General features: G+C 62.9%; 21 protein-coding genes. 5 read left to right on the forward strand and 16 right to left on the reverse strand.

Translation table 11 applies throughout. The annotated features are described in order from the left end of the window. Nucleotides 1–88: 88 nt before the first annotated feature. The 6 genes from AC1RRE_RS01980 to msrB form a co-directional block, all read right to left on the reverse strand. Nucleotides 89–274 (reverse strand): hypothetical protein, encoded by a 186-nt coding sequence (locus AC1RRE_RS01980; protein WP_492979375.1) that lies wholly within the window; start codon nucleotides 272–274, stop codon nucleotides 89–91. Between the two features lie 41 nt (nucleotides 275–315). After that, nucleotides 316–1263, reverse strand: a complete 948-nt coding sequence (locus tag AC1RRE_RS01985; protein ID WP_492979376.1) for an alpha-E domain-containing protein — start codon at nucleotides 1261–1263, stop codon at nucleotides 316–318. A gap of 1 nt (nucleotide 1264) precedes the next feature. Then, nucleotides 1265–2758 (reverse strand): circularly permuted type 2 ATP-grasp protein, encoded by a 1494-nt coding sequence (locus tag AC1RRE_RS01990; RefSeq protein WP_492979377.1) that lies wholly within the window; start codon nucleotides 2756–2758, stop codon nucleotides 1265–1267. 361 nt (nucleotides 2759–3119) lie between these two features. Beyond that, the gene (locus tag AC1RRE_RS01995) at nucleotides 3120–5147 is read right to left on the reverse strand and encodes a calcium-binding protein (protein WP_492979378.1); all 2028 of its coding nucleotides are present in this window, start codon (nucleotides 5145–5147) and stop codon (nucleotides 3120–3122) included. 464 nt (nucleotides 5148–5611) lie between these two features. After that, the gene (locus tag AC1RRE_RS02000; RefSeq protein WP_492981323.1) at nucleotides 5612–6880 is read right to left on the reverse strand and encodes an ammonium transporter; all 1269 of its coding nucleotides are present in this window, start codon (nucleotides 6878–6880) and stop codon (nucleotides 5612–5614) included. 652 nt (nucleotides 6881–7532) lie between these two features. Continuing rightward, nucleotides 7533–7928 (reverse strand): peptide-methionine (R)-S-oxide reductase MsrB, encoded by a 396-nt coding sequence (msrB, locus tag AC1RRE_RS02005; RefSeq protein ID WP_492979379.1) that lies wholly within the window; start codon nucleotides 7926–7928, stop codon nucleotides 7533–7535. A gap of 114 nt (nucleotides 7929–8042) precedes the next feature. Between msrB and AC1RRE_RS02010 the strand changes: the two genes are divergently transcribed. Further along, nucleotides 8043–8996, forward strand: a complete 954-nt coding sequence (locus tag AC1RRE_RS02010) for a hypothetical protein (protein ID WP_492979380.1) — start codon at nucleotides 8043–8045, stop codon at nucleotides 8994–8996. 6 nt (nucleotides 8997–9002) lie between these two features. Here AC1RRE_RS02010 and AC1RRE_RS02015 read toward each other — a convergent pair whose 3' ends face one another. The 6 genes from AC1RRE_RS02015 to AC1RRE_RS02040 form a co-directional block, all read right to left on the reverse strand. Further along, entirely contained in the window at nucleotides 9003–9938 is a 936-nt protein-coding gene (locus tag AC1RRE_RS02015; RefSeq protein WP_492979381.1) for a ParB/RepB/Spo0J family partition protein, read from the reverse strand. A 39-nt stretch (nucleotides 9939–9977) separates the two neighbouring features. After that, on the reverse strand, nucleotides 9978–10805 hold the full coding sequence (locus tag AC1RRE_RS02020; RefSeq protein ID WP_492979382.1) for a ParA family protein: 828 nt from the start codon (nucleotides 10803–10805) through the stop codon (nucleotides 9978–9980). After that, nucleotides 10802–11434, reverse strand: a complete 633-nt coding sequence (gene rsmG / locus AC1RRE_RS02025; RefSeq protein ID WP_492979383.1) for a 16S rRNA (guanine(527)-N(7))-methyltransferase RsmG — start codon at nucleotides 11432–11434, stop codon at nucleotides 10802–10804. Before rsmG ends, AC1RRE_RS02020 begins: the two co-directional genes overlap by 4 nt. A gap of 51 nt (nucleotides 11435–11485) precedes the next feature. Further along, on the reverse strand, nucleotides 11486–11929 hold the full coding sequence (locus AC1RRE_RS02030) for a VOC family protein (RefSeq protein WP_492979384.1): 444 nt from the start codon (nucleotides 11927–11929) through the stop codon (nucleotides 11486–11488). Between the two features lie 112 nt (nucleotides 11930–12041). Beyond that, entirely contained in the window at nucleotides 12042–13928 is a 1887-nt protein-coding gene (mnmG, locus tag AC1RRE_RS02035; RefSeq protein WP_492979385.1) for a tRNA uridine-5-carboxymethylaminomethyl(34) synthesis enzyme MnmG, read from the reverse strand. Nucleotides 13929–14069: 141 nt separating this feature from the next. Continuing rightward, nucleotides 14070–14486 (reverse strand): DUF4149 domain-containing protein, encoded by a 417-nt coding sequence (locus tag AC1RRE_RS02040; protein WP_492979386.1) that lies wholly within the window; start codon nucleotides 14484–14486, stop codon nucleotides 14070–14072. Between the two features lie 118 nt (nucleotides 14487–14604). On the opposite strand from AC1RRE_RS02040, the gene AC1RRE_RS02045 reads away from it, so the two are divergent. The 3 genes from AC1RRE_RS02045 to AC1RRE_RS02055 all read left to right on the forward strand — a co-directional run bounded on the left by AC1RRE_RS02045 (nucleotide 14605) and on the right by AC1RRE_RS02055 (nucleotide 16351). Continuing rightward, a complete protein-coding gene (locus AC1RRE_RS02045; RefSeq protein WP_492979387.1) occupies nucleotides 14605–15390 on the forward strand; it encodes an MOSC domain-containing protein in 786 nt (261 codons plus the stop codon). Nucleotides 15391–15519: 129 nt separating this feature from the next. Continuing rightward, nucleotides 15520–15768: a hypothetical protein gene (locus tag AC1RRE_RS02050; RefSeq protein ID WP_492979388.1), complete on the forward strand. Its 249-nt coding sequence runs from the start codon at nucleotides 15520–15522 to the stop codon at nucleotides 15766–15768. A gap of 157 nt (nucleotides 15769–15925) precedes the next feature. Then, nucleotides 15926–16351 (forward strand): PepSY domain-containing protein, encoded by a 426-nt coding sequence (locus tag AC1RRE_RS02055; RefSeq protein ID WP_492979389.1) that lies wholly within the window; start codon nucleotides 15926–15928, stop codon nucleotides 16349–16351. 6 nt (nucleotides 16352–16357) lie between these two features. Here AC1RRE_RS02055 and AC1RRE_RS02060 read toward each other — a convergent pair whose 3' ends face one another. Beyond that, nucleotides 16358–16948 (reverse strand): GNAT family N-acetyltransferase, encoded by a 591-nt coding sequence (locus tag AC1RRE_RS02060; protein WP_492979390.1) that lies wholly within the window; start codon nucleotides 16946–16948, stop codon nucleotides 16358–16360. Nucleotides 16949–17011: 63 nt separating this feature from the next. Here AC1RRE_RS02060 and AC1RRE_RS02065 point away from each other — a divergent pair, with 63 nt between their 5' ends. Further along, entirely contained in the window at nucleotides 17012–17866 is an 855-nt protein-coding gene (locus tag AC1RRE_RS02065; protein ID WP_492979391.1) for a hypothetical protein, read from the forward strand. Here the strand turns inward: AC1RRE_RS02065 and mnmE are convergent, their stop codons facing one another. Genes mnmE through AC1RRE_RS02080 form a run of 3 tightly spaced genes read right to left on the reverse strand, consistent with a single transcriptional unit; the run spans nucleotide 17867 to nucleotide 19877 of the window. Beyond that, entirely contained in the window at nucleotides 17867–19210 is a 1344-nt protein-coding gene (mnmE, locus tag AC1RRE_RS02070; protein WP_492979392.1) for a tRNA uridine-5-carboxymethylaminomethyl(34) synthesis GTPase MnmE, read from the reverse strand. A gap of 19 nt (nucleotides 19211–19229) precedes the next feature. Beyond that, nucleotides 19230–19607, reverse strand: a complete 378-nt coding sequence (locus AC1RRE_RS02075; protein WP_492979393.1) for a (2Fe-2S) ferredoxin domain-containing protein — start codon at nucleotides 19605–19607, stop codon at nucleotides 19230–19232. 6 nt (nucleotides 19608–19613) lie between these two features. Continuing rightward, the gene (locus tag AC1RRE_RS02080) at nucleotides 19614–19877 is read right to left on the reverse strand and encodes a DUF6489 family protein (RefSeq protein ID WP_492979394.1); all 264 of its coding nucleotides are present in this window, start codon (nucleotides 19875–19877) and stop codon (nucleotides 19614–19616) included. Between the last annotated feature and the right edge of the window lie 53 nt (nucleotides 19878–19930).

Here is a 19930-nt window from a genome sequence, read left to right on the forward strand (position 1 = left end):
GTTGAAAACCCGTCCCCAGACTGAAATCCCGCCTGCATCAAAGCAAGGCGCGCGAGCCCGGGTCAAGGTATTCAGACGGTAATACGGCTCACCAGATGCCGAACCAGCTACCCCAGCCATGGATCACGCCGATGGGGAAGAAGATCGCGCCGGCGATCAGGAAGCCCCATTCATTCTGGGTGAAGCAGACATAGAGATGGGTCACCCAGCCGGCGAAGCTGAGGCCGAAGACGATGACGCCGGCAAGGGCGAAGCGGCGGATGAAGTCGAGCATGGCGGCAGTCTCCTGTCCCCATAAACGGCCCAGCCACGCTTTTAGTTCGGCTGCATGAAATCGCGGGCAATCGCCGCACCCAGTTCGATATTGGTATCGATCAGGTTGGTCAGGTATTCGTGCAGGCCGTCGGTGAAAATGGTCTCGATCGCGTCATAGCGCAGTTTGAGCAGCATGCTCTCGGCCAGTCGCACCGACGGATAGTCGCGGCGATAGCTTTCGCGCAGGTATTGCAGAATCTGCACGATCTCGGCGAAGCAGGCATGCAGGCTGCGCGGGAAATCCTCGCGCAGCACCAGCAGTTCGGCCACCTTCAGCGGCCGGATCGAGTCACGGTAGATCTGGCGGTAGATGCGGAAAGCCGAGACCGAGCGCAGCAGCGCGCCCCACTGGTAATAGTCGACCGCACCACCGATATCGCCGGGCGAGGGCAGCAGCACGTGATATTTCACATCCAGGATACGCGCGGTGGAATCCGCGCGTTCCAGCAGCGTCCCCAGCCGCATGAAGCGATAGGCATCGTCGCGCTGCATGGTGCCTTCGGCCACGCCGCGGAACAGCTGGCTGCGTTCGCGCACCCAGTCGAAGAAGGTCGAGAACCCATCGGCCTCCACCTTGGCCATGCTGAAGGTGCGCATTTCCAGCCAGGAGGCGTTGATGCTTTCCCAAGCTTCCGACGTGATCTGCGCCCGCATGGCGCGGGCATTCTCGCGGCCGGCCTTGAGGCAGGCATGGATGGACGACGGGTTGTCGGGCGCAAAGGCCAGGAAGTCGATCACCGCGCGCCGGGTCGCCGGGCCGCCATGCAGCGCGAACGACTTGTCGCAGCCGGCGATGATCAGGGCAGCTTCCCATTCGTCGTTGCGGACGCCGCCATGGGTCGACTGCATGCTCATGCGATGCGCCACGCCCAGGATACGGGCCATGGCTTCGGTGCGCTCGACATAGCGCGTCATCCAGTAAAGGTTATCGGCGGCGCGGCTGAGCATCTCAGTCCTCGCCTTCGGTGATGTCGGGCGCATCTTCCAGCACCCAGGTATCCTTGGTGCCGCCGCCCTGGCTGGAATTCACCACCAGCGAGCCTTCACGCAGCGCCACGCGGGTCAGGCCGCCAGGTACGACGCGCATGGTTTCACCGCTGAGCACAAACGGCCGCAAATCGACATGGCGCGGCGCGATGCCGCTTTCGACAAAGGTGGGGCAGGTGCTGAGCGCCAGTGTCGGCTGCGCGATATAGGCTTCCGGCTTGGCTACGATCTTGGCGCGGAAGGCCTCGATCTCGGCCTTCGACGACTTCGGGCCCACCAGCATGCCGTAGCCGCCCGAGCCATGCACTTCCTTCACCACCAGCTCGTCCAGATGCTCCAGCGTGTATTTCAGGTCATCGGGGCGGCGCAGCACATAGGTCGGCACATTGGCCAGCAGCGGCTCCTCGCCGAGATAGAAGCGCACCATGTCGGGCACGTAGGGATAGATCGACTTGTCGTCGGCGACGCCGGTGCCGACCGCGTTGGATAACGTCACGTTCCCGGCTTTGTAAGCTGCGAAGATGCCGGGCACGCCGATCATCGAATCCTTGCGGAAGACTTTCGGATCGAGGAAGTCGTCATCCAGCCGGCGATAGATCACGTCGACGCGCTTCAGGCCGCCGACGGTGCGCATGTAGACGATGTCGTCCTTGACGACGAGATCGCCGCCCTCGACCAGCTCGATGCCCATCTGCTCGGCCAGGAAGACATGCTCGAAATAAGCCGAGTTGTAGACGCCGGGCGTGAGCAGGGCGACCGTGGGCTCACCCTCGCAGGTCGGCGGCGCGCTTTCGCGCAGGGTCTGCAGCAGCGCATCGGGATAATGGCCGACCGGCGCCACGCGCACGGCGGCAAACAGGTCGGGGAAGAGGCGCATCATCGCCTCGCGGTTCTCCAGCATGTAGGAGACGCCCGACGGCGTGCGGCAGTTGTCTTCCAGCACGTAGAAATCATTCTCGCCGGTACGCACCACGTCGATGCCGGCGATATGGGTATAGGTCTGGCGCGCGATCTTCACGCCACGCATGTGATTCACGTAAGCGGCGTTCTTGAGGATCAGGTCCTCGGGGATCGTGCCGGCGCGCAGGATTTCGCGCTTGTGGTAGATATCGTCGAGGAAGGCGTTGAGCGCGCGCACGCGCTGCTTCAGGCCGCGGCGCAGCTTGCGCCATTCCTTGGCGGCGATGATGCGGGGCACGATGTCGAAGGGGATCAGGCGTTCGGTGTCGCCGCCCTCGCCATAGACAGCAAAGGTGATGCCGAGCCGGCGGAACAGCAGGTCGGCTTCCAGCCGGCGGCGGGCCAGCATGTCGCCGGGCGCGGCATCGAGCCAGCGCTTGTAATCCTGATAGGGAGGGCGGACCCCTTGGGACTGCGACTGGCTACGGGACTGGCCAGCCTGGGACTGGCTCTGGCCGGCTAGTGGGCCGGTATCCATCTCGTCAAAAGCGGTCAAGGGATCATGTTTCTCCGCGACGAGAGCAACGACCGGAAACCGGTTCTGTTCGATTTAATCGGAAAAAAACCGGGGAGAAAAGCGGCAGTCGCACTCAATTCCGGAAAATACGACGGCGCTTTCGATCCGCGCGGCGGATACCCCCGGACCATGCCCATTTCCCACGCAGGACAGGCTGAAAATCGGTCATCGCCGCTGAAAAATCATCGCCGCGTGTATCGGTGCGCCAGCGGGCTGCGCGGCGCGGGCATCCAGGACGCAGATGCTGTAAAAAGGCGGCCGCCGACCCTGCAGAGCAAGATCGGCGGCCTGGGGGTGTGGTCCGGTGCAAGGGACAACCCCACCCCGTTCGTATGCTTTTTTACGCCCAGGCCGCCGCGAGGGTCGGCTGCAGGCTTTCCAGCAGCGCGGGGCTGAGGGTGAATTCACCCGGAGCCGGCGGACTGTAGGAGGCCATCGCATCCACCAGCATCTGCACGCCGGAAGCCGACAGCACATGGCCGCTGCCGTCGCGCGTCTGGAATTCATCGATGCGGTTGGCCGGATCCATGGCGAACCAGTCGGCCAGGACCACCGAGCTGTTCGCTTCGCCGATCACATCGACAACGAGATTGTTGCCGTCCTGGCGGAACCAGAGCTGGTCGAAGGCGATATCCTGCTCGAAGGAGATGGCGTCCGTCGTCTCGGCGCCATCGAAGGCATCGGACTGGATCACGGTATCGACGCCATCGCCACGCGCGAAGAAGATCGTGTCGCTGCCGTTGCCGCCGCTGATCACATCGTTGCCTTCGCCGCCGACGATCAGATCGTTGCCCTCGCCGCCGTTCAGCGTGTCGTTGCCGGCCCAGCCCTGCAGGATGTCATTACCCTGGCCGCCATCCAGCAGATCGCCGCCGTCAACGCCCGGACCGCCGAAGCCGTTCAGGGTGTCGTTGCCGGCATCACCATACAGCTCGTCCGAACCGGCGCTGCCGGTGAGGAAGTCGTTGTACGATGAGCCGTTCACGGCCTCGATGGAGCTGTAGGAATCACCGGCGGCATCGCCGCCCATGCCCTGGTTGAGCTCCAGGTTGACGGTCACGCCCGTGCTGGACGAGCCGTAATAGACCGTGTCATAGCCATCGCCGCCGTTGAGCACATCGGCACCTTCGCCGCCGTTCAGGATGTCATCCCCGGTGCCGCCGACCAGCGTGTCGTTGCCGGCCCAGCCTTGCAGAACGTCGTTGCCTTCGCCGCCATCCAGCAGATCGCCGCCGTCAACGCCCGGACCGCCAAAGCCGTTCAGAGTGTCGTTGCCCGCGCCGCCGAAGAGCTGGTCAGCACCGGACGTGCCGGTGATGAAGTCGCGGAAGGAGGTGGCGACCACCTTCTCGACGCCGTTCAGCACGCCCCAGTTCGACATGTTGAGCGAGATGCCAGCCGTGGCCTGGCTGTAGATCACGGTATCGAAGCCTTCGCCGCCGTCGACGCTGGTGCTCTGCGACGCATAGAAGGTGTCGTTGCCATTCATGCCCTGGAAGCTGGCGCCCGCACCAAGGCCGGCAACGAAGACGTCGGCATAGGACGAGCCGATCACCTTCTCGATGCCGATCAGCGTATCGCCCTCGGCTTCGCCGCCGCTGCCCTTGCCGGTCGCCAGGTTGACCGTCACGCCGCTGATGCCGTTGTAGACCACGGTGTCATAGCCGGCGCCGCCGTTCAGCATGTCGGCGCCCGAACCACCGGTCATGGTGTCGTCGCCGATGCCGCCTTCCATGAAGTCGTTGCCGGTGCCGCCATCCAGCATGTCATTGCCAGTACCGCCGTAGAGCAGGTCATCGCCGCCATTGCCATACAGCCAGTCATTGCCGCTGCCGCCGGTGAGGCGGTTGGTAACCCCGTTGCCCTGCAGCGTGTCGTTGAAATTCGAGCCGGTGAGGAATTCGATGCTGGTGAGCGTATCGCCCTGCGCGTCGCCGCCTGCGCCAGTGCCCGACATCAGGCTGACGCTCACGGCCGAGGCGGAGTTGACGTACATCACCTCGTCATTGCCTTCGCCGCCGTCCATGACATCGTTGCCCTGGCCGCCGATGAAGGTGTCATTGTCGGCTTCGCCATACATCGTGTCGTTGCCGGTGCCGCCATCCAGGACGTCATTGCCCTGGCCGCCGGTCAGCGTGTCGTCGCCGGCATCGCCGCGCAGGATGTCGTAACCGTTGCCGCCGTCGATGATGTCGTTGCCGTCGCCACCGTTCAGGGTGTCGTTGCCCGACAGGCCGTAGATGGTGTCATCGCCATCGGTGCCGGTGATGATGTCGTGGTCATGCGTGCCGGTGATGACCTCGCCAGCGAGCAAGCCGTTGCGACGGGTGGACCGCGTTACCGAAGACGTCGTGGTGTTATTGGCCATGAGCCGTTTTCCCCTATGTGACACGCACGCGCGGATGCGCATGCGGAGCCGACGCCGCAGGAAAGGCCAATGGCAAAGTCAGGATTGGAAATGTGCAAAGCGGTGCGCAATGCGATGGATATCGCATACATCAAGGCTTCTCCTTACCCGACGCCCAGCCATTCTGCTGTGACGTAAGCACTGTTCTTGCACCGGGTACGTGTATGCCAAACTCCTCCTGCCGCCGCAATACCATTCACGTGGTATTACGCGGCGCGGACTGAAAGAGCTGGGGAAAACCGCAGATGAAAAAAACGTGATCGCAAAAACGTATGCGATCGGACCGCGCGACTAATCCTGAAGAATTATCGGCGGTGCAAAAAGAATACTGCCCATAAAAAAACGGCCGCGCGAGGCGGCCGTCCGGAAAAGAAAACCCGGGCCGGCGGGTGGGAAGGCCGGCCCGGGTCTCTTCGCGTTGCCTGTTACTGCACCGTCTCGCCGTGCAGGTTCAGGTCGAGACCATCGCGCTCGGTGGCCTCGTCGACGCGCAGACCGATGGTCCAGTCGATGATCTTCAGGATGATCAGCGTCACGATCGCGGTGAACACGATGGTGATGAGCACACCGTAGATCTGGGTCAGGACCTGGCCGCCATTGCCGTCGAGCAGGCCGAGCGGGGCATCCTTGCCGGCGATCGCCGCCTTGGCGAACACACCGGTCAGAACCGCACCGACGATGCCGCCAACGCCATGGACGCCGAAGGCATCCAGGCTGTCGTCATAGCCCAGCGCATTCTTCACCGTGGTGGCGGCGACGAAGCAGACGATACCGGCAACGATGCCGATGATCAGCGCGCCCATCGGATCGACGAAGCCGGCAGCCGGCGTGATGGCGACCAGACCGGCGACCGCACCGGAGACAATGCCGAGCACGCTCGGCTTGCCGCGGGCGAGCCACTCCGAGAACATCCAGGCGAGCGCAGCGGCCGCCGTGGCGATCTGGGTGACGGCCATGGCCATGCCGGCGTTGACGTTGGCGCCCGCAGCCGAACCGGCGTTGAAGCCGAACCAGCCGACCCACAGCAGACCGGCGCCGATGATCGACAGCGTCAGGTTATGCGGGGCATGGCTGACCTTGCCGTAGCCCTGGCGCTTGCCGAGCACGAGGCAGGCCACCAGGCCGGCGACGCCAGCGTTGATGTGCACCACGGTGCCACCGGCGAAGTCGAGCACGCCCATCTCGCCCATCAGACCGCCGCCCCAGACCATGTGGGCAACCGGCGCATAGACGAAGATCAGCCACAGGCCGATGAACCACAGCATCGCCGAGAACTTCATGCGATCGGCGAACGCGCCGGTGATCAGCGCCGGCGTGATGATGGCGAAGGTCAGCTGGAAGGTCATGAAGACCGTTTCCGGGATGGTCTTGGCCAGATCGTTCACGCTGTCGATGGCGAGGCCCGACAGGAACAGGTTCCCGAAGCCGCCGATGATGGCGTTGCCTTCCGAGAAGGCGAGGCTGTAGCCGACGATCATCCAGAGCACGGTGACCAGGCAGGTGATGGCGAAGCTCTGCATCATGATGCTGAGCACATTCTGCTTGCGCACCATGCCGCCGTAGAAGAGGGCGAGGCCCGGGATGGTCATCATCAGGACCAGCGCGGTCGAGGTGAGCATCCAGGCGGTATCGCCGCTATCGAGCTTGGGTGCCGCAGCGGCTGCGTCCTGGGCGAAGCCAACAGACGGCAGCATGGCGAACAGCGCGGCCAGCAGAAGGCCGAAAAGCATATAGGCGGACCAGCCGACCTGTCGGTCGGTCGTCGCCGTGTTAATCGAGACGGTGGGGAGTTGCATGACGGTTTAATCCTCCTGTCGGTGAAGGTCACCCCAGTTTCCGGTCCGGTCCGGGGATGATCCCCGCGACCGGCAGACCGCCCGGTTCCCCCCAATGAGAATCCCGGACAAGGCCCACCCCTGGCGCATACCTCTGGCCGAAAGAGTTACAAGAAGCGTGCCAGTGGGTTGCACTGCGTCAAATATGGCGGAATTGGGGAATCCGCTGTCCAGGCTGGCTATTCTAAGGCCTGCGGGGCGGGGACGTGACTAAATTTTATGCCGTTGTGCAGGTTTTGGTGCTTTTTTAAGCGCCGCATACTGCCTGTTTCGACAGCCGCCGCCAAAATGACCGGACACCGTCATCACGCTTCGTTTTGGTTCGTTTCGCTTCGTTTGCGTTCGTTTGCGTTCGTTTGGCTTCGTTTGGCTTCGTTCGCGTTCGTTTGGCTTCGCTGGCATTCCCGTCATCCCGGGCGAAGATCCGGGATGATAAATTAGAACATATAGGGTACATTAAAGCCGCATCACAGGCAAGGCAGATACGACCTCCGATCAGTGCCGGTCCGGGTCAGTCCTTGGGTTTGAAGTCGAGCGACACGCCGTTGATGCAGTAGCGCAGGCCGGTCGGCGCCGGGCCGTCCTCGAAGACATGGCCGAGATGGCCCTGGCAGCTTTTGCAATGGACCTCGATGCGCCGCATGCCATGGCTGGTGTCGATGCTGGCGGCGACATTCTCCTGCACCGGTGCATAGAAACTGGGCCAGCCGCTGCCGCTGTCGTATTTGGTGTCTGACTTGAACAGCAGCGCGCCGCAGCCGGCGCAGTGATATTCGCCCGGACGCTTTTCGTGATTGAGCGGCGAGGTGCCCGCACGTTCGGTGCCATGGCCGCGCAGCACGCGCTCGGCTTCCTTGGAGAGCGGCTTCAGGGAGCCGCAGCTTGGGGCGGCTTTGGTGTCGGTCATGGGATGTCCTCGCAGGCTGTCCCGACAATGTAGTGCCAACCACCTGATTTGCGAGCATTGCTTGCGCTTTTCACGGCCGGTTTGTCATAGTCGTGAACAGCGATGGGGGGTGGGGTGATCAAGCGTTTTACAATTGCAGTCCTGGCATTGGCCGGGCTGACCAGCTGTGTGCCGAAGGACCAGGTCATCATTACGCCCGGCACCAGCGAATGGGCGCCACCCGTGCAGATGCCGGCCAAGCCAGCGGACACCGCCCGCATCGTGATTTTCCGGCACGGATCGTCGCGCGGCGGCCTGCTGCCCGCCTCACAGCCAAAGCCGGCGATACTGCTCGACAGCGTTGTGCTGGGCGAGGCCAGCAACGACACGCTTTATATCCGCGACGTTGCGCCGGGCGAGCATGAAGTCACCATGATTATCCCGACCAGCGCCGGCGGCGCTGATCCGAAGGTCGAGGTTGCCACCATGCGCGCCACGGTGAATGCCGGCGGCGAGTGGTTTCTCCAAGCCGACATGACTTACTACAACTGCAGCGGCGTCCGCCCGATCAATCCGGGAAATTACGGTGCGAACATCGTGACAGCCGGCAGCCTCGTGATCAGCTTCGCCAGCCTCGCGGCAGCCATGGCAACGACGACCTGCCAGACCAATCTTCAACTGCGGCCAAAATGGCCGAAATTCGGCCATGAGGAAATCTACCCACTGCTGGCAAAGACCGGCGCGCCGCCGCTCCAGGTCGTGGAGACACCCGACCGGCAACTACCTAATTCAGACTTGCCCTGGCAACTGGTGGAGCGACTGGTGCGTAACCACGTCAACGATAATGCGGCGCTCTACAAGCCGTATCTCGACAAGGCCGGACGCGGCAACCTGCTGCTGCGCGAGGTCACGCTGGTCAGCGAAAGCCGTGGCCCGACTCCCGGTGGTGCCAGCGTCACGGTGACGGTCGAGTATCTGCATGTCGACGAGGAAACCATCGCCGGTCTCTATGTGAAGCGCATGCTGCGTTATGGCCTGCACCGCGATGACGGCGTGCTGAAGATCGCCAGCTGGGCCGATGTGAAGTAGCCGGCTTTACCGCCGGCTCAGCTTCTTTGCTAGATCATCGAGCTGTTCGAGGCTCTGGTAATGCAGCACCAGCTTGCCGGCTTCCGGGTTGCCGGGTTCGCCCTCGATCTCGGCCTTAAGGCCGAGCGCCGCCGTGATGCCGCGCTCGAAGGCCAGCGTGTCGGCGTCCTTCTTGGCGACTTCAGCCGCCGGCTTCTTGGTGGCGGCATTGGTCGGACGGCCGCCCTTCTTGGCGGCGGCAGGCGTCCCCACCTCGCGGCCGACGGCGACCAGCTTTTCCACCTGGCGCACGGTCAGCTGGCCCTCGACGATGCGCTGGGCCAGGTCGAGTGCCAGCGCATGGCCGATCAGCGGCCGGGCCTGGCCGGCCGAGAGCTTGCCATCGATGATCATCTGCACCACGGCTTTGGGGAGCTGGCGGAGGCGCGTGATATTGGCGACATGGCTGCGGCTCTTGCCAATCACCTGGGCGATCTGGTCCTGGCTGTAGCCGAATTCGTCGGCCAGCTGCAGGAAGGCGCCCGCCTCTTCCATGGCGTTCAGGTCTTCGCGCTGCAGGTTTTCGATCAGGCCGATCTCGACCGCATCGCGATCCGAGATGTCCTTGATCACCACCGGCACGGCGTGGAGCTTGGCGATCTGCGAGGCGCGCCAGCGGCGCTCACCCGCGATGATCTCGTAACCCTGCCCGTCCTTGGCGCGGCGCACCAGCAGCGGCTGCAGGATGCCCTTGGCCTTGATCGACTGCGCCAGCTCGTCCAGCGCTTCCTTGGGGAAGGACTTGCGCGGCTGATACGGGTTGGGCTTGAGCTGCTCAATCGGCACTTCGCGCACGCCGCCGGCCGGGCCACGCGCGGCAGCCGCCTCGGAGCCGGGTGCCGGCTCGCCCATCAGGGCCGCAAGGCCGCGGCCCAGGCCGCGTCGTTTCGGATCGTCGATCATCGGTTACGCTTTCACTCTAAAAATCATTCCGCCCATACTCTATTCGGCAGCGTCGCGCAGCGCCTGCTCGCGTTTGATCACCTCACGCGCCAGCGCCATGTAGGCGGTGCTGCCGGGTGCGCGATGATCGTAGATCAGCGCCGGCACGCCATGGCTGGGCGCTTCGGAGATCCGCACATTGCGCGGGATCACGGTGTCGTAAACCTTGTCGCCCAGGAAGCCGCGCACGTCGGCCGCCACCTGATCCGAGAGATTGTTGCGCTTGTCGAACATGGTCAGCACCACGCCCTGCACATCCAGCGTCGGATTGAGCGTCGTGCGCACGCGCTCGACCGTACGCAGCAACTGGCTCAGACCTTCGAGCGCGAAGAACTCGCATTGCAGCGGCACCAGCACGGCATCCGCGCCGACCATGGCGTTGACGGTCAGCAGCGTCAGCGACGGCGGGCAGTCGATCAGCACGTGATCGAAATCACCCAGCCGGCCCTCGATCGCATTCTTCAGGCGATGGGTGCGATGCTCGAGATCCATCATCTCCAGCTCGGCGCCGGCCAGCTCCACATTCGCCGGCACGATGAAAAGATTCGGCACCTTGGTGGGGCGGATGGTTTCTTCCAGCTCGGCCGCGCCCATCAGCAATTCGTAAGTGCCGAAGTCGCGCTCGTCATGGGTAAGGCCCAAGCCGGTGGAGGCGTTGCCCTGCGGGTCAGAGTCGATCAGCAGCACGCGCTCGCCGACGGCGGCCAGCGCCGTGGTGAGATTGATCGCGGTCGTGGTCTTGCCCACGCCGCCCTTCTGGTTGGCGATGGCCAACACACGGGCCTGCCGGGTCCCCGTACCTTCATGTTCTTGATTCGTACTGGTCACGCCGGTTCCGGGTCTGTAAAGCGGATGATCCGTGCCTCGGCCTCGGTGCGGCTGGGCAGCAGATCGGGAGAGCGGAGTGTCCAATATCGCCGGGCCTCGGTCAATTCATCCCCGGCCTGCCGCCCCTTCAGGAACAGGTAGGTTGTCCCCGCGCCGCCGAGCGGTTGGGCCAGGTCGATCAGGTCTTTCAGCGGCGCCAGTGCGCGCGCCGAGATGACCTGCGGTGCGCCGCCCATCGCGGCATGGAGCGCGGATGCGTCGACGGCTTCGATGCGTTTCACGTGCACGGTGGCGGCCACGCCCATCGCATGCGCGGTGTCGCGCAGGAAGGCTGACTTGCGTTGGTCGCTTTCCACCAGATGCATGTGCGCATCGGAAAGTGCAGCAATGACGAGGCCCGGGAAGCCGCCGCCCGATCCGAGATCGAGCCAGCGTGTGGTGTTCGGCGGCGCGTGGGCCAGCAGCTGCGCGGAATCAAGGAAGTGCCGCTGCCACAGTTCGGGCAGGGTTTTCGGCGCCACGAGATTGATCGCCTTCTGCCACTTCTCCAGCCGCTCGGCGTAAGTCAGCAGGCGCGCCAGAGCGGCGGCGCTGCAGTTTGTCTGCTGTTGGAAGTCTGCGGGCGTCATGGCGGGCGTTATGACGGATGCCGCGCGGCCTGTCACCGTTTCCCGTGAAACTCAGCCTTCCCAGGGATCATACGTGCCGAAGGACCAGATATGGCCCTCGGGGTCGCGGCAGGAATAGCCGCGGCCGCCGTAGCTCTCGTCCTTGATGTCGATCAGGATCACGGCGCCGGCCGCCTTGGCGCGGGCGTAATGCAGGTCGGCATCGGGCACCACGACGTAAATTGTGGCGGTTTCCCGCCCTCCAACCTCGTCGGGCTGCACCATATGCCTGGAAAACGGGGTATCGGTGATCGAGCTCAGCATCAGGATGTCGTCGCCATAGCAGAGCTGGGCATGGGCAATCCGGCCCTGTCCGTCCTCATGGATGGCATGTTTCTCGAAACCGAAGGTCTGGCACAGCCAGTCGATCATGGCTGGCGCATCGCGATAGCGTAGAACCGGTACGATCATACCGGGATGCTGGGCGGGTGGCCCACTGACAGGCAGTCCGGACATGCAGCTTCCTCCTGTTCGCCGCAAGTCTAGCCTGCGTTGGGAAAGAACGCATGAAAAAGGGGGATGTTTCACGTGAAACATCCCCCTTGACCGTTAAGTCATTGAATTATCATTACTCGGCGGCTTCAATCCCGCCTTTTGAGCTTGGCCGACGCGCCTTTTTCACATGACCCAGCAGGGCCGAGAGTGCCGCCGGCGTCACGCCTGAGATGCGGGCCGCCTGGCCCAGGGTACCGGGGCGGTGCTGCTTCAGCTTGGCGCGGACCTCATTGGAAAGCCCGCCCACGGCGTCGTAATCCAGCGTCTCGGGCAGGATCAGGCTTTCGTCCTTCCGGAAGGCGACGATATCGGCCTCCTGGCGCTCCATATAGCCGGCATAGCGCCCGTCGATCTCGAGCTGCTCGACGATCTCCGGCTCCAGACCGGCCAGTTCGGGCCAGACGGCCGTCAGGCGCTCGATGGTCATGTCCGGGTAGCCCAGCAGCGTGGCGGCCGAGCGCGACTGACCATCCTGGTTGATGCTGAGGCCCCGTTTGGCCAGTTCCGGCGGCGTCATTTTCAGGCCCTGGACCAGCTGGCGCGCCGAAAAAAGGCGGTTTTCCTTGGTTTTCCAGACTTTTTCACGGGAAACATCGACGCAGCCCAGCGCGATCCCGAGCGGCGTCAGGCGCTGGTCGGCATTGTCGGCGCGCAGGCTCAGGCGGTATTCCGCCCGGCTGGTGAACATGCGGTAGGGCTCGGCTGTGCCGAGATTGACCAGGTCATCGATCATCACGCCGATATAGGCATCGGCCCGGTTTAACGTGAAACCCTCAGAGCCCCCTGCTGCCAAGGCCGCATTCAGGCCGGCAATCAGGCCTTGCGCTGCCGCTTCCTCGTATCCGGTGGTGCCGTTGATCTGGCCGGCCAGATACAGGCCCTTCTGGCGCTTGGTCTCCAGCGTGGGCTTCAGCTCGCGCGGATCGACGTAATCATACTCGATGGCATAGCCCGGACGCAGCATCACCGCGTTTTCCAGGCCCGGAATGCATGTCAGCAGCCCCAGCTGCACGTCTTTGGGCAGCGAGGTCGAGATTCCGTTCGGATAGACGGTGTCGTCATCCAGCCCTTCGGGCTCCAGGAAGATCTGATGGCGGTCGCGATCGCCAAAGCGCACCACCTTGTCCTCGATGGACGGGCAATAGCGCGGACCGGTGCCTTCGATCTGGCCGCTATACATCGGCGCGCGATGCAGGTTGGCGCGGATGAGATCGTGGCCGGCTTTCGATGTGTAGGTGACGCCGCATTCGATCTGCGGCGTGGTGATCTCACGCGTCATGAAGCTGAAAGGCACCGGCGGATCGTCGCCCTTCTGCATCTCCAGCGACGACCAGTCGATGGTCTTGCCATCGAGACGCGGCGGCGTACCGGTCTTCAGGCGACCTAACGAAAACCCGCATGTTTCAAGGGTTTTCGAGAGGCCGAGCGATGGCGCTTCACCGACGCGGCCGGCGGGAATCTTCTCTTCGCCGATATGAATGAGGCCGCGCAAAAACGTGCCGGTGGTGAGGATCACTTTCGGTGCGGCGAAGAAGGTACCGTCGCCGCAAACCACACCGCGCACTTCGCCGGCCTCGATGCGGATGTCTTCAGCGGCGGCGGCATGGATGGTGAGGTTCTTCTGCTCGAACAGGATCGCCTGCATCGCCTGGCGATAGAGCTTGCGATCAGCCTGTGTGCGCGGGCCGCGCACAGCCGGGCCTTTTGATCGATTGAGCAGACGGAACTGGATGCCGGCGGCATCGGCGACGCGGCCCATCACGCCATCCAGCGCATCGATCTCGCGCACCAGATGGCCTTTCGCCAGACCACCGATGGCGGGGTTGCACGACATCTCGCCGATGGTCTCAAGCTTGTGCGTCAGCAGCAGGGTGCGCGCACCCATGCGCGCCGAAGCAGCCGCGGCTTCACAGCCGGCATGGCCGCCGCCGATCACGATGACATCGAACTTGTCCTGCATGGGCGCGGGTTCTAAGGCCTCAGTCCGGGGGCGTCAAAGGGATTCGTCCACAGGCGGGGGTTTCACGTGAAACCCCCATGTCAAGAGATATGTTCGTTCTTTGTTCGTTACACTATGGGGTAGCGGTCCGCTTCTGCGCCATCAGAGAACGAAAGTGAACAATACGCAGGTCGCCACGACCAGCTGCAGCAGATTGATGACCACGCTGACGCGATGCAGTGCCTTGAAGCGGCGCGCCGCCGTCTCGTCACCGGCTTCTTTCGCTGCGCGCAACGCATCGAGGCGCGGAATCATCACCTGCCGCGTCAGTACGGCGAAGGCCGCGATGATCGCCATGGCTGCTGCTGCAATCGGCCGCTCGACCAGCGCGAAAGACAGCGCGCCCACAGCGCCGCAGAGCATGATGACCAGGTAGTAGACCGGGAACAGCGCGCGGATGAACAGCGAAGCCACTGCGGCTTCCAGCTTGATGAAAGTAAGCGGCGCGACCACGAAGGAGAAGAAGGCCATCGCGCCGGTCAGCAGCGCGGTGGCGTAGAGCGCAATGGCGGAAAGCATCTGCATATCTTTCTATGTGACTGCAGGCAGTCTTGCAGGAGGATCTAGTTCTATAAAGGAACAATGTCGATGCAATTCCGCCGTTGACGGGATTCCGGCCATTGGCCATAGAGAGAGCATGACACGCGATGCCATGGCTTCCCTTCTTGCGATCCGCCGCTTCCCCGTCAAGGGGCTCTCTCCTCAGGTGATGGACGACGCGCGGCTCACGCCCGACCAGCCGATTGCCGGCGACCGCCGCTTCGCGCTGGCCCATGGCGCATCGGCCTTCGACATGATGGCGCCGGCCTTCCAGAAGAAGGCGCATTTCCTCACCTGGATTCGCAATCCGCCGCTCGCCGCACTCGACTGCAGCTTCGATGGCACCGGCAGCAAGATCACCATCGCCAAGGATGGCAAGACGCTGCTGCAGGAGGCCGACCTCACCTCGCCGGTGAGCGCCATCGAGGTCGAGAAGATCATGCTCGCGCATCTGGGCGACGAGGCCACGCGCGGCAGCGTGCGGGTGGCGGAAGCGCCCGGCGCCTGGTTCGCCGACGTGCCCGATCCCTACATCTCGATCCAGAATACCGCGACGCTGCTGGAGCTCGGGCGCAAGCTCGGCGGCACCGCGCCGCTGGATCAGCGCCGCCTGCGCGGCAACCTGCTGGTGACCGGCTTCGGCGCCTGGGATGAAATGAAATGGGTCGGCTCGAAGATCCAGATCGGCGACGCCGTGCTGCAGGTCGAGGCGGTGATCGGCCGCTGCGCCGCCACGCATGTGAACCCGGACACCGGCGTATCCGACACCGATGTGGTCGGGATGCTGAACCGCGACTACGGCCATAACAAATGCGGCGTCTATGCCCGCGTCATCGAGGGCGGCACCATCCGCCCCGGCGACAGCGTCGGCAGGATTTTCTAGACCCCGGATAACCGGGCGCGCGTTTACGCAGGTTTTATGCGGGTTTTTGCCGCCTCCTGCGACGACGTGCCGCTGGACAGCCTCCATGAACAGGCGCAGGCTCGCGCAGCTTTCCGGAGGACTGCCGTCATGATCACCCGTCGCACCATGCTGCTCGCCTCTGTCGGTGTTGCCGCTGCCACCGGTGCCGGCGTGGCGCTGGCGCCCCAGGCCGCACTTGCCTGCGAAGCCGTGCATGCCGCCGCCACCGCCAAATACACCCGCCTCTCACGCACCGTGGCCATGGCCGGCCAAAATGTGCTCAGCAGCCTGGTCGACATGACCTGCCCCTGCTGCGGCGATCCGCTGGTGCTGTTCAACGGCAAAGTCGCGCTCTGAGGCGGACCGGGCGACTTTCGCGCCTGCGAGAACCCCCTCATCGCGGAATCGCCCTCCAGTTGCCCTTGTGACGCCACATTCCGGGTATGGGTTGGACCCCTAGGAACCAGACCCCTTAAGGGGCGGCATGCCTTGGGATCGACCCGGAGTGACCGCCATGAACAATCTTGCAGCCCTGATGCTGTTCGGTGCCCTGGGCACCACCGCCGTCCCCGCCCGCGCGCTGGAGCCCGTGGCCCAGCCGCCCGGCGGCAATGCGCCCATCACTTACACGCAAAGTCAGAATCTCGGCACGCCGGGTACGACTGCGCGAAGCCAGAGCAATGTGGAAGGCGAGCCGGCCGTTCAGGTCGAGCCGCCGGGTGGACCGCCCGCCGGCGCGCTGTCGCTGTCGCAGATCATCAGCCAGATCGAGAGCCGGCCCGACTGCGCCTACATAAAAGATATCGACTGGGAGGATGGCCGCTACCAGGTGGTCTATCGCACCCGCGACGGCCGCGACCGCGACCTGAAGATCGACCCGCGCACCGGCCGCCCGCAGGAAGGCAGCCTGCCGCTGCCGCAGTGGTTTACCAAGGGTTAGGTTGATCTAGGCCTGCTGCGTTTCTTCCGGCGGCAGGTGGGAATCCTTCACCGGCCATTCGGCGCGCAGCAGCGCGAACAGATCGCTGTCGCGCCACTTCCCGCGCACCAGGAAATTCTGCCGCAGCCGGCCTTCATGCCGGAAGCCCAGTTTCTTCAGCACCGCATGGCTGCGGTCGTTGTCGATATCGGCCAGCGCCGTCATGCGATGCAGGCCCAGTTCGGCAAAGCCAAACCGCAGCGCCGCCTGCATGGCCTCGGACGCATAGCCCTTGCCGCGGATGCTGCCATCGAAGGAAAAGCCGATATTGCCCTGGCGGTGTTCGCCGGCGGCGATGCTTAAGCGAACCATGCCGATGGCGCGCTTCATCTGCTTCTCTTCCACCGCGAACAGCCAGTCGCGCCCGGACGGATTCTGCGCCTCCAGCAGACGCGCGGCGATGAAGCGCGAGACCAGCTCGGCATCCAGCGCCGGCCCGGGCAGGAATTTCCAGAACTCCTCCTTCACGGCGAAGACGGCAAAGGCCGCCTCGTCCTCAGGCTTGAAGGCGCGCAGAATCAGGCGCTGAGTGCGGAAACTAGGGAAAGCATCAGACATTGTGAGCAAAATTTGCTATACTTTCCCTAATAAAACAAAAACACAGATGTTTTATAGGGGTCTATGTTGATAAACGAAGAACATGCCCATCAAAGAACCACCCCAGTTCTGACGGTAACGTTAACAAAAAAAGAAATCGTTGAATTATTCAATGTACTAAACAAAAAGGTAGCCGAAGCAGGGGAATTGCAAATACATGGGTGGCAGAAACCAACCCACATTTCAGACGAGCAATTTGAAGCTGATAAAAAATCGGCGAAGCAACAATTTGAAATTCAATACACTATAAATTTAGCGAATGGAGAAAAGATTTTTACAAGAGATATTAAGACTATCGATACCGTCTCGTCCCGTATCCAATCTATCTATGCGGACAGTGGAACAACTTTCAGAGTTAGGAACAATAATACTAATCCCATGAATTTCTTTTCTATTTATATTGATTTTAATCGACCTTTTGCTTTTGATTTTTCAATCTCGTCTTCAGGGGTAACCCCCAACGAAACCACATACACAGTCTCAGGACTCAACCACACTTGGATAAATGCGGTGCACCAAGTGATCTCAACTATGTTCCATGAAAATAAAAATGGGCGCTGGTGGCTTCATCGTAGCAACGTATATGACGTGTTGGTGGTCATACCCGGGGTGACATTCAGCTTTTATTTCTTAGATAAGATTTCCGAGAGAATACAAACCAAAATTGCAGAGCCATTTTTACGCTACGCTCTGTATGTATATTTGTTTTTCTTACTTCTGCATTTTATGCGCAGCTTGTTCCACTATGCTCGCTGGGCGTGGCCAAGGGTTGAACTGACTGACAACAAAGATCCCGCTGCAACACACCGAACTTTTTGGATAATGGGAGTATTGGCGAGCATCGTCGCATCGGCCGTATTTCTAATTATGTCCCCGTAATCACTTCCCGATACAAAAATCTCGGAAGATCACATCCAGCAGGTCTTCCACGTCGATGCGTCCGGTGATGCGCCCCAGCGCGCGCGCCGCCAGCCGTACATCCTCGGCCGCCAGTTCGGCGCTGGTGTTGTTGCGCTCACTGCCACGCAGGAACCTGTCTAACGCTGCAATACAATCCGTCAGCGCCTCGCGGTGGCGGGCGCGAGTGAGCGTCGCATTGCCGGTGAGGCCGATGCGCGCGGTCACTTCCGCTTCCAGCACATCCAGCAGCGCCTTCATGCCGGTATTGCCGCGCACCGAGATGGGCAGCACCGCGCGGCCGTTCACGTCCCAGCCGGCCGGCGTGCTGGCGACATCGGCCTTGTTGGCGACCACGATGGCGTCTGAATCGATCAGCGCCTCGGTCTCCTTCGGCACGGTCTTCGTCGTCGCATCCAGCACCACCAGCTTGAGGTCGGCGGACTCGGCGCGCTTCAGGGCGCGCGCCACGCCTTCATGCTCGATGCTGTCGGCCGTCTCGCGCAGGCCCGCCGTATCGGCCAGCACGACGGGATAGCCGCCGAGGTCGAGATGCACCTCGATCACGTCGCGCGTGGTGCCGGGGATATCGGAAACGATCGCTGCTTCGCGTTGCGCCAACGCATTCAACAGCGAGGACTTGCCCACATTGGGCGCGCCCAGGATCGCCACCATCAAACCATCCCGAAGACGCTCGCCGCGCTGGCGGTCGTTCAGATGCGCGGCGATCTCCTCGCGCAGACGCGCGATCTGCGGCATCACCTCGGCCGCCACGCCCTGCGGCAGGTCCTCGTCGGGGAAGTCTATGTCTGCTTCCAGATGTGCCAGCGCGCGCGTCAGCTGCTTGCGCCAGCCTTCATAAAGCTCGCCCAGGGCGCCCTGCATCTGGCGCAGCGCCTGCCGGCGCTGGGCCTCGGTCTCGGCGTTGATCAGGTCGCCAAGCCCTTCAGCCGAGGTCAGATCGAGCTTGCCATGCTCGAAGGCGCGGCGGCTGAACTCGCCCGGTTCGGCCAGGCGCAGGCCGGGCTGTTGCGCGAGCGCGGTGAAGATCGCGCTCAGGACCGCGCGGCCGCCATGCACCTGCAATTCGACGACATCCTCGCCGGTGAAGCTGTGCGGGCGCGGGAACCACAGCACCATGCCCTCATCGAGCAGCGCACCGTCGGCGTCTTTCAGTTTGCGTAAACTGGCGGCGCGCGGGCGCGGCAACTCGCCGCCGATGAGTGTTTCCAGCGTGGCGGCGGCCTGCGGACCGCTCAGGCGGATCACGGCGACGCCGGCCCGGCCGGGCGCGGATGACAGCGCGTAGATGGTGTTGTGGCTCACGGCTTGGCCTGCGCCGTCATTATTTCTTCTTGGCGGAATGATCCGGGCCGTCGGCGGGTGTCAGCATCAGGCGCTGCACCCGGCCGCCCTGTTTCACATGCACATCGAGAATCTCGTCGATATCGGCAAAGGTCTCGGCGCGATACCAGACGCCGTCGGGATAGATCACCAGCACGGGCCCGAGCTCGCAGCGCTCCAGGCAGCCGGCATTGTTGACCCGCACGCCCTCTTCCAGGCCCAGCCCCATCTCCTTGGCCCGGGTCTTCATGTAATTGCGCAGCTTCTCGGCGCCCTTGCGCGCACAGGAGCCGCGCGGATGGTTTTCCGGCCGCTCGTTGGTGCAGGCGAAAATATGGGCCTTGTAGAAATGGGCCGGATCGCCCGGAAGGGTGGTCATGACCGATTACTTCTTCTTGTCCCCGGCCGCACCGCCAGAAGGCATATTGGGGAACTGGCTGAAAAAGAACTTCTGCATCTGCTCGAAATTCTGCAGACCCATCGGGCCCCAGGTCTTGAGCAGAACCTCGGGGTCCATGGATTTCAGCGAATTCAGCATGCGCTCCTGCATCTGGGCCATCACGGCCTCCTGGATGGGCTGCACATCGGGCAGGCCGAGAAAGGCGCGGGCCTCTTCCGGCGTGCAATCCACATTGACAGTGACCTTCATCGCTGCACCATACTGCTATGAGGAAAATGCCTAAATTGAGAAGCAGGACAAAT

The organism is Ferrovibrio sp. GW821-FHT12D07 (assembly GCF_058807275.1).

Bases quoted from the DNA above. Each gene is read 5' to 3' on its own strand.
- AC1RRE_RS02040 (WP_492979386.1), bottom strand. From the start codon at position 14,486: ATGCTTTCCGCCATTGCGCTCTACGCCACCGCGCTGCTGACCGGCGCG.
- AC1RRE_RS02030 (WP_492979384.1), bottom strand. From the start codon at position 11,929: ATGTCCGGACTGCCTGTCAGTGGGCCACCCGCCCAGCATCCCGGTATG.
- rsmG (WP_492979383.1), bottom strand. From the start codon at position 11,434: ATGACGCCCGCAGACTTCCAACAGCAGACAAACTGCAGCGCCGCCGCT.
- AC1RRE_RS02000 (WP_492981323.1), bottom strand. From the start codon at position 6,880: ATGCTGCCGTCTGTTGGCTTCGCCCAGGACGCAGCCGCTGCGGCACCC.
- AC1RRE_RS02075 (WP_492979393.1), bottom strand. From the start codon at position 19,607: ATGACCACCCTTCCGGGCGATCCGGCCCATTTCTACAAGGCCCATATT.
- AC1RRE_RS02055 (WP_492979389.1), top strand. From the start codon at position 15,926: ATGAACAATCTTGCAGCCCTGATGCTGTTCGGTGCCCTGGGCACCACC.
- AC1RRE_RS02045 (WP_492979387.1), top strand. From the start codon at position 14,605: ATGACACGCGATGCCATGGCTTCCCTTCTTGCGATCCGCCGCTTCCCC.
- AC1RRE_RS02080 (WP_492979394.1), bottom strand. From the start codon at position 19,877: ATGAAGGTCACTGTCAATGTGGATTGCACGCCGGAAGAGGCCCGCGCC.
- AC1RRE_RS02015 (WP_492979381.1), bottom strand. From the start codon at position 9,938: ATGATCGACGATCCGAAACGACGCGGCCTGGGCCGCGGCCTTGCGGCC.
- AC1RRE_RS02060 (WP_492979390.1), bottom strand. From the start codon at position 16,948: ATGTCTGATGCTTTCCCTAGTTTCCGCACTCAGCGCCTGATTCTGCGC.
- AC1RRE_RS01980 (WP_492979375.1), bottom strand. From the start codon at position 274: ATGCTCGACTTCATCCGCCGCTTCGCCCTTGCCGGCGTCATCGTCTTC.
- AC1RRE_RS01995 (WP_492979378.1), bottom strand. From the start codon at position 5,147: ATGGCCAATAACACCACGACGTCTTCGGTAACGCGGTCCACCCGTCGC.
- msrB (WP_492979379.1), bottom strand. From the start codon at position 7,928: ATGACCGACACCAAAGCCGCCCCAAGCTGCGGCTCCCTGAAGCCGCTC.
- AC1RRE_RS02065 (WP_492979391.1), top strand. From the start codon at position 17,012: ATGTTGATAAACGAAGAACATGCCCATCAAAGAACCACCCCAGTTCTG.
- AC1RRE_RS01985 (WP_492979376.1), bottom strand. From the start codon at position 1,263: ATGCTCAGCCGCGCCGCCGATAACCTTTACTGGATGACGCGCTATGTC.
- AC1RRE_RS02050 (WP_492979388.1), top strand. From the start codon at position 15,520: ATGATCACCCGTCGCACCATGCTGCTCGCCTCTGTCGGTGTTGCCGCT.
- mnmG (WP_492979385.1), bottom strand. From the start codon at position 13,928: ATGCAGGACAAGTTCGATGTCATCGTGATCGGCGGCGGCCATGCCGGC.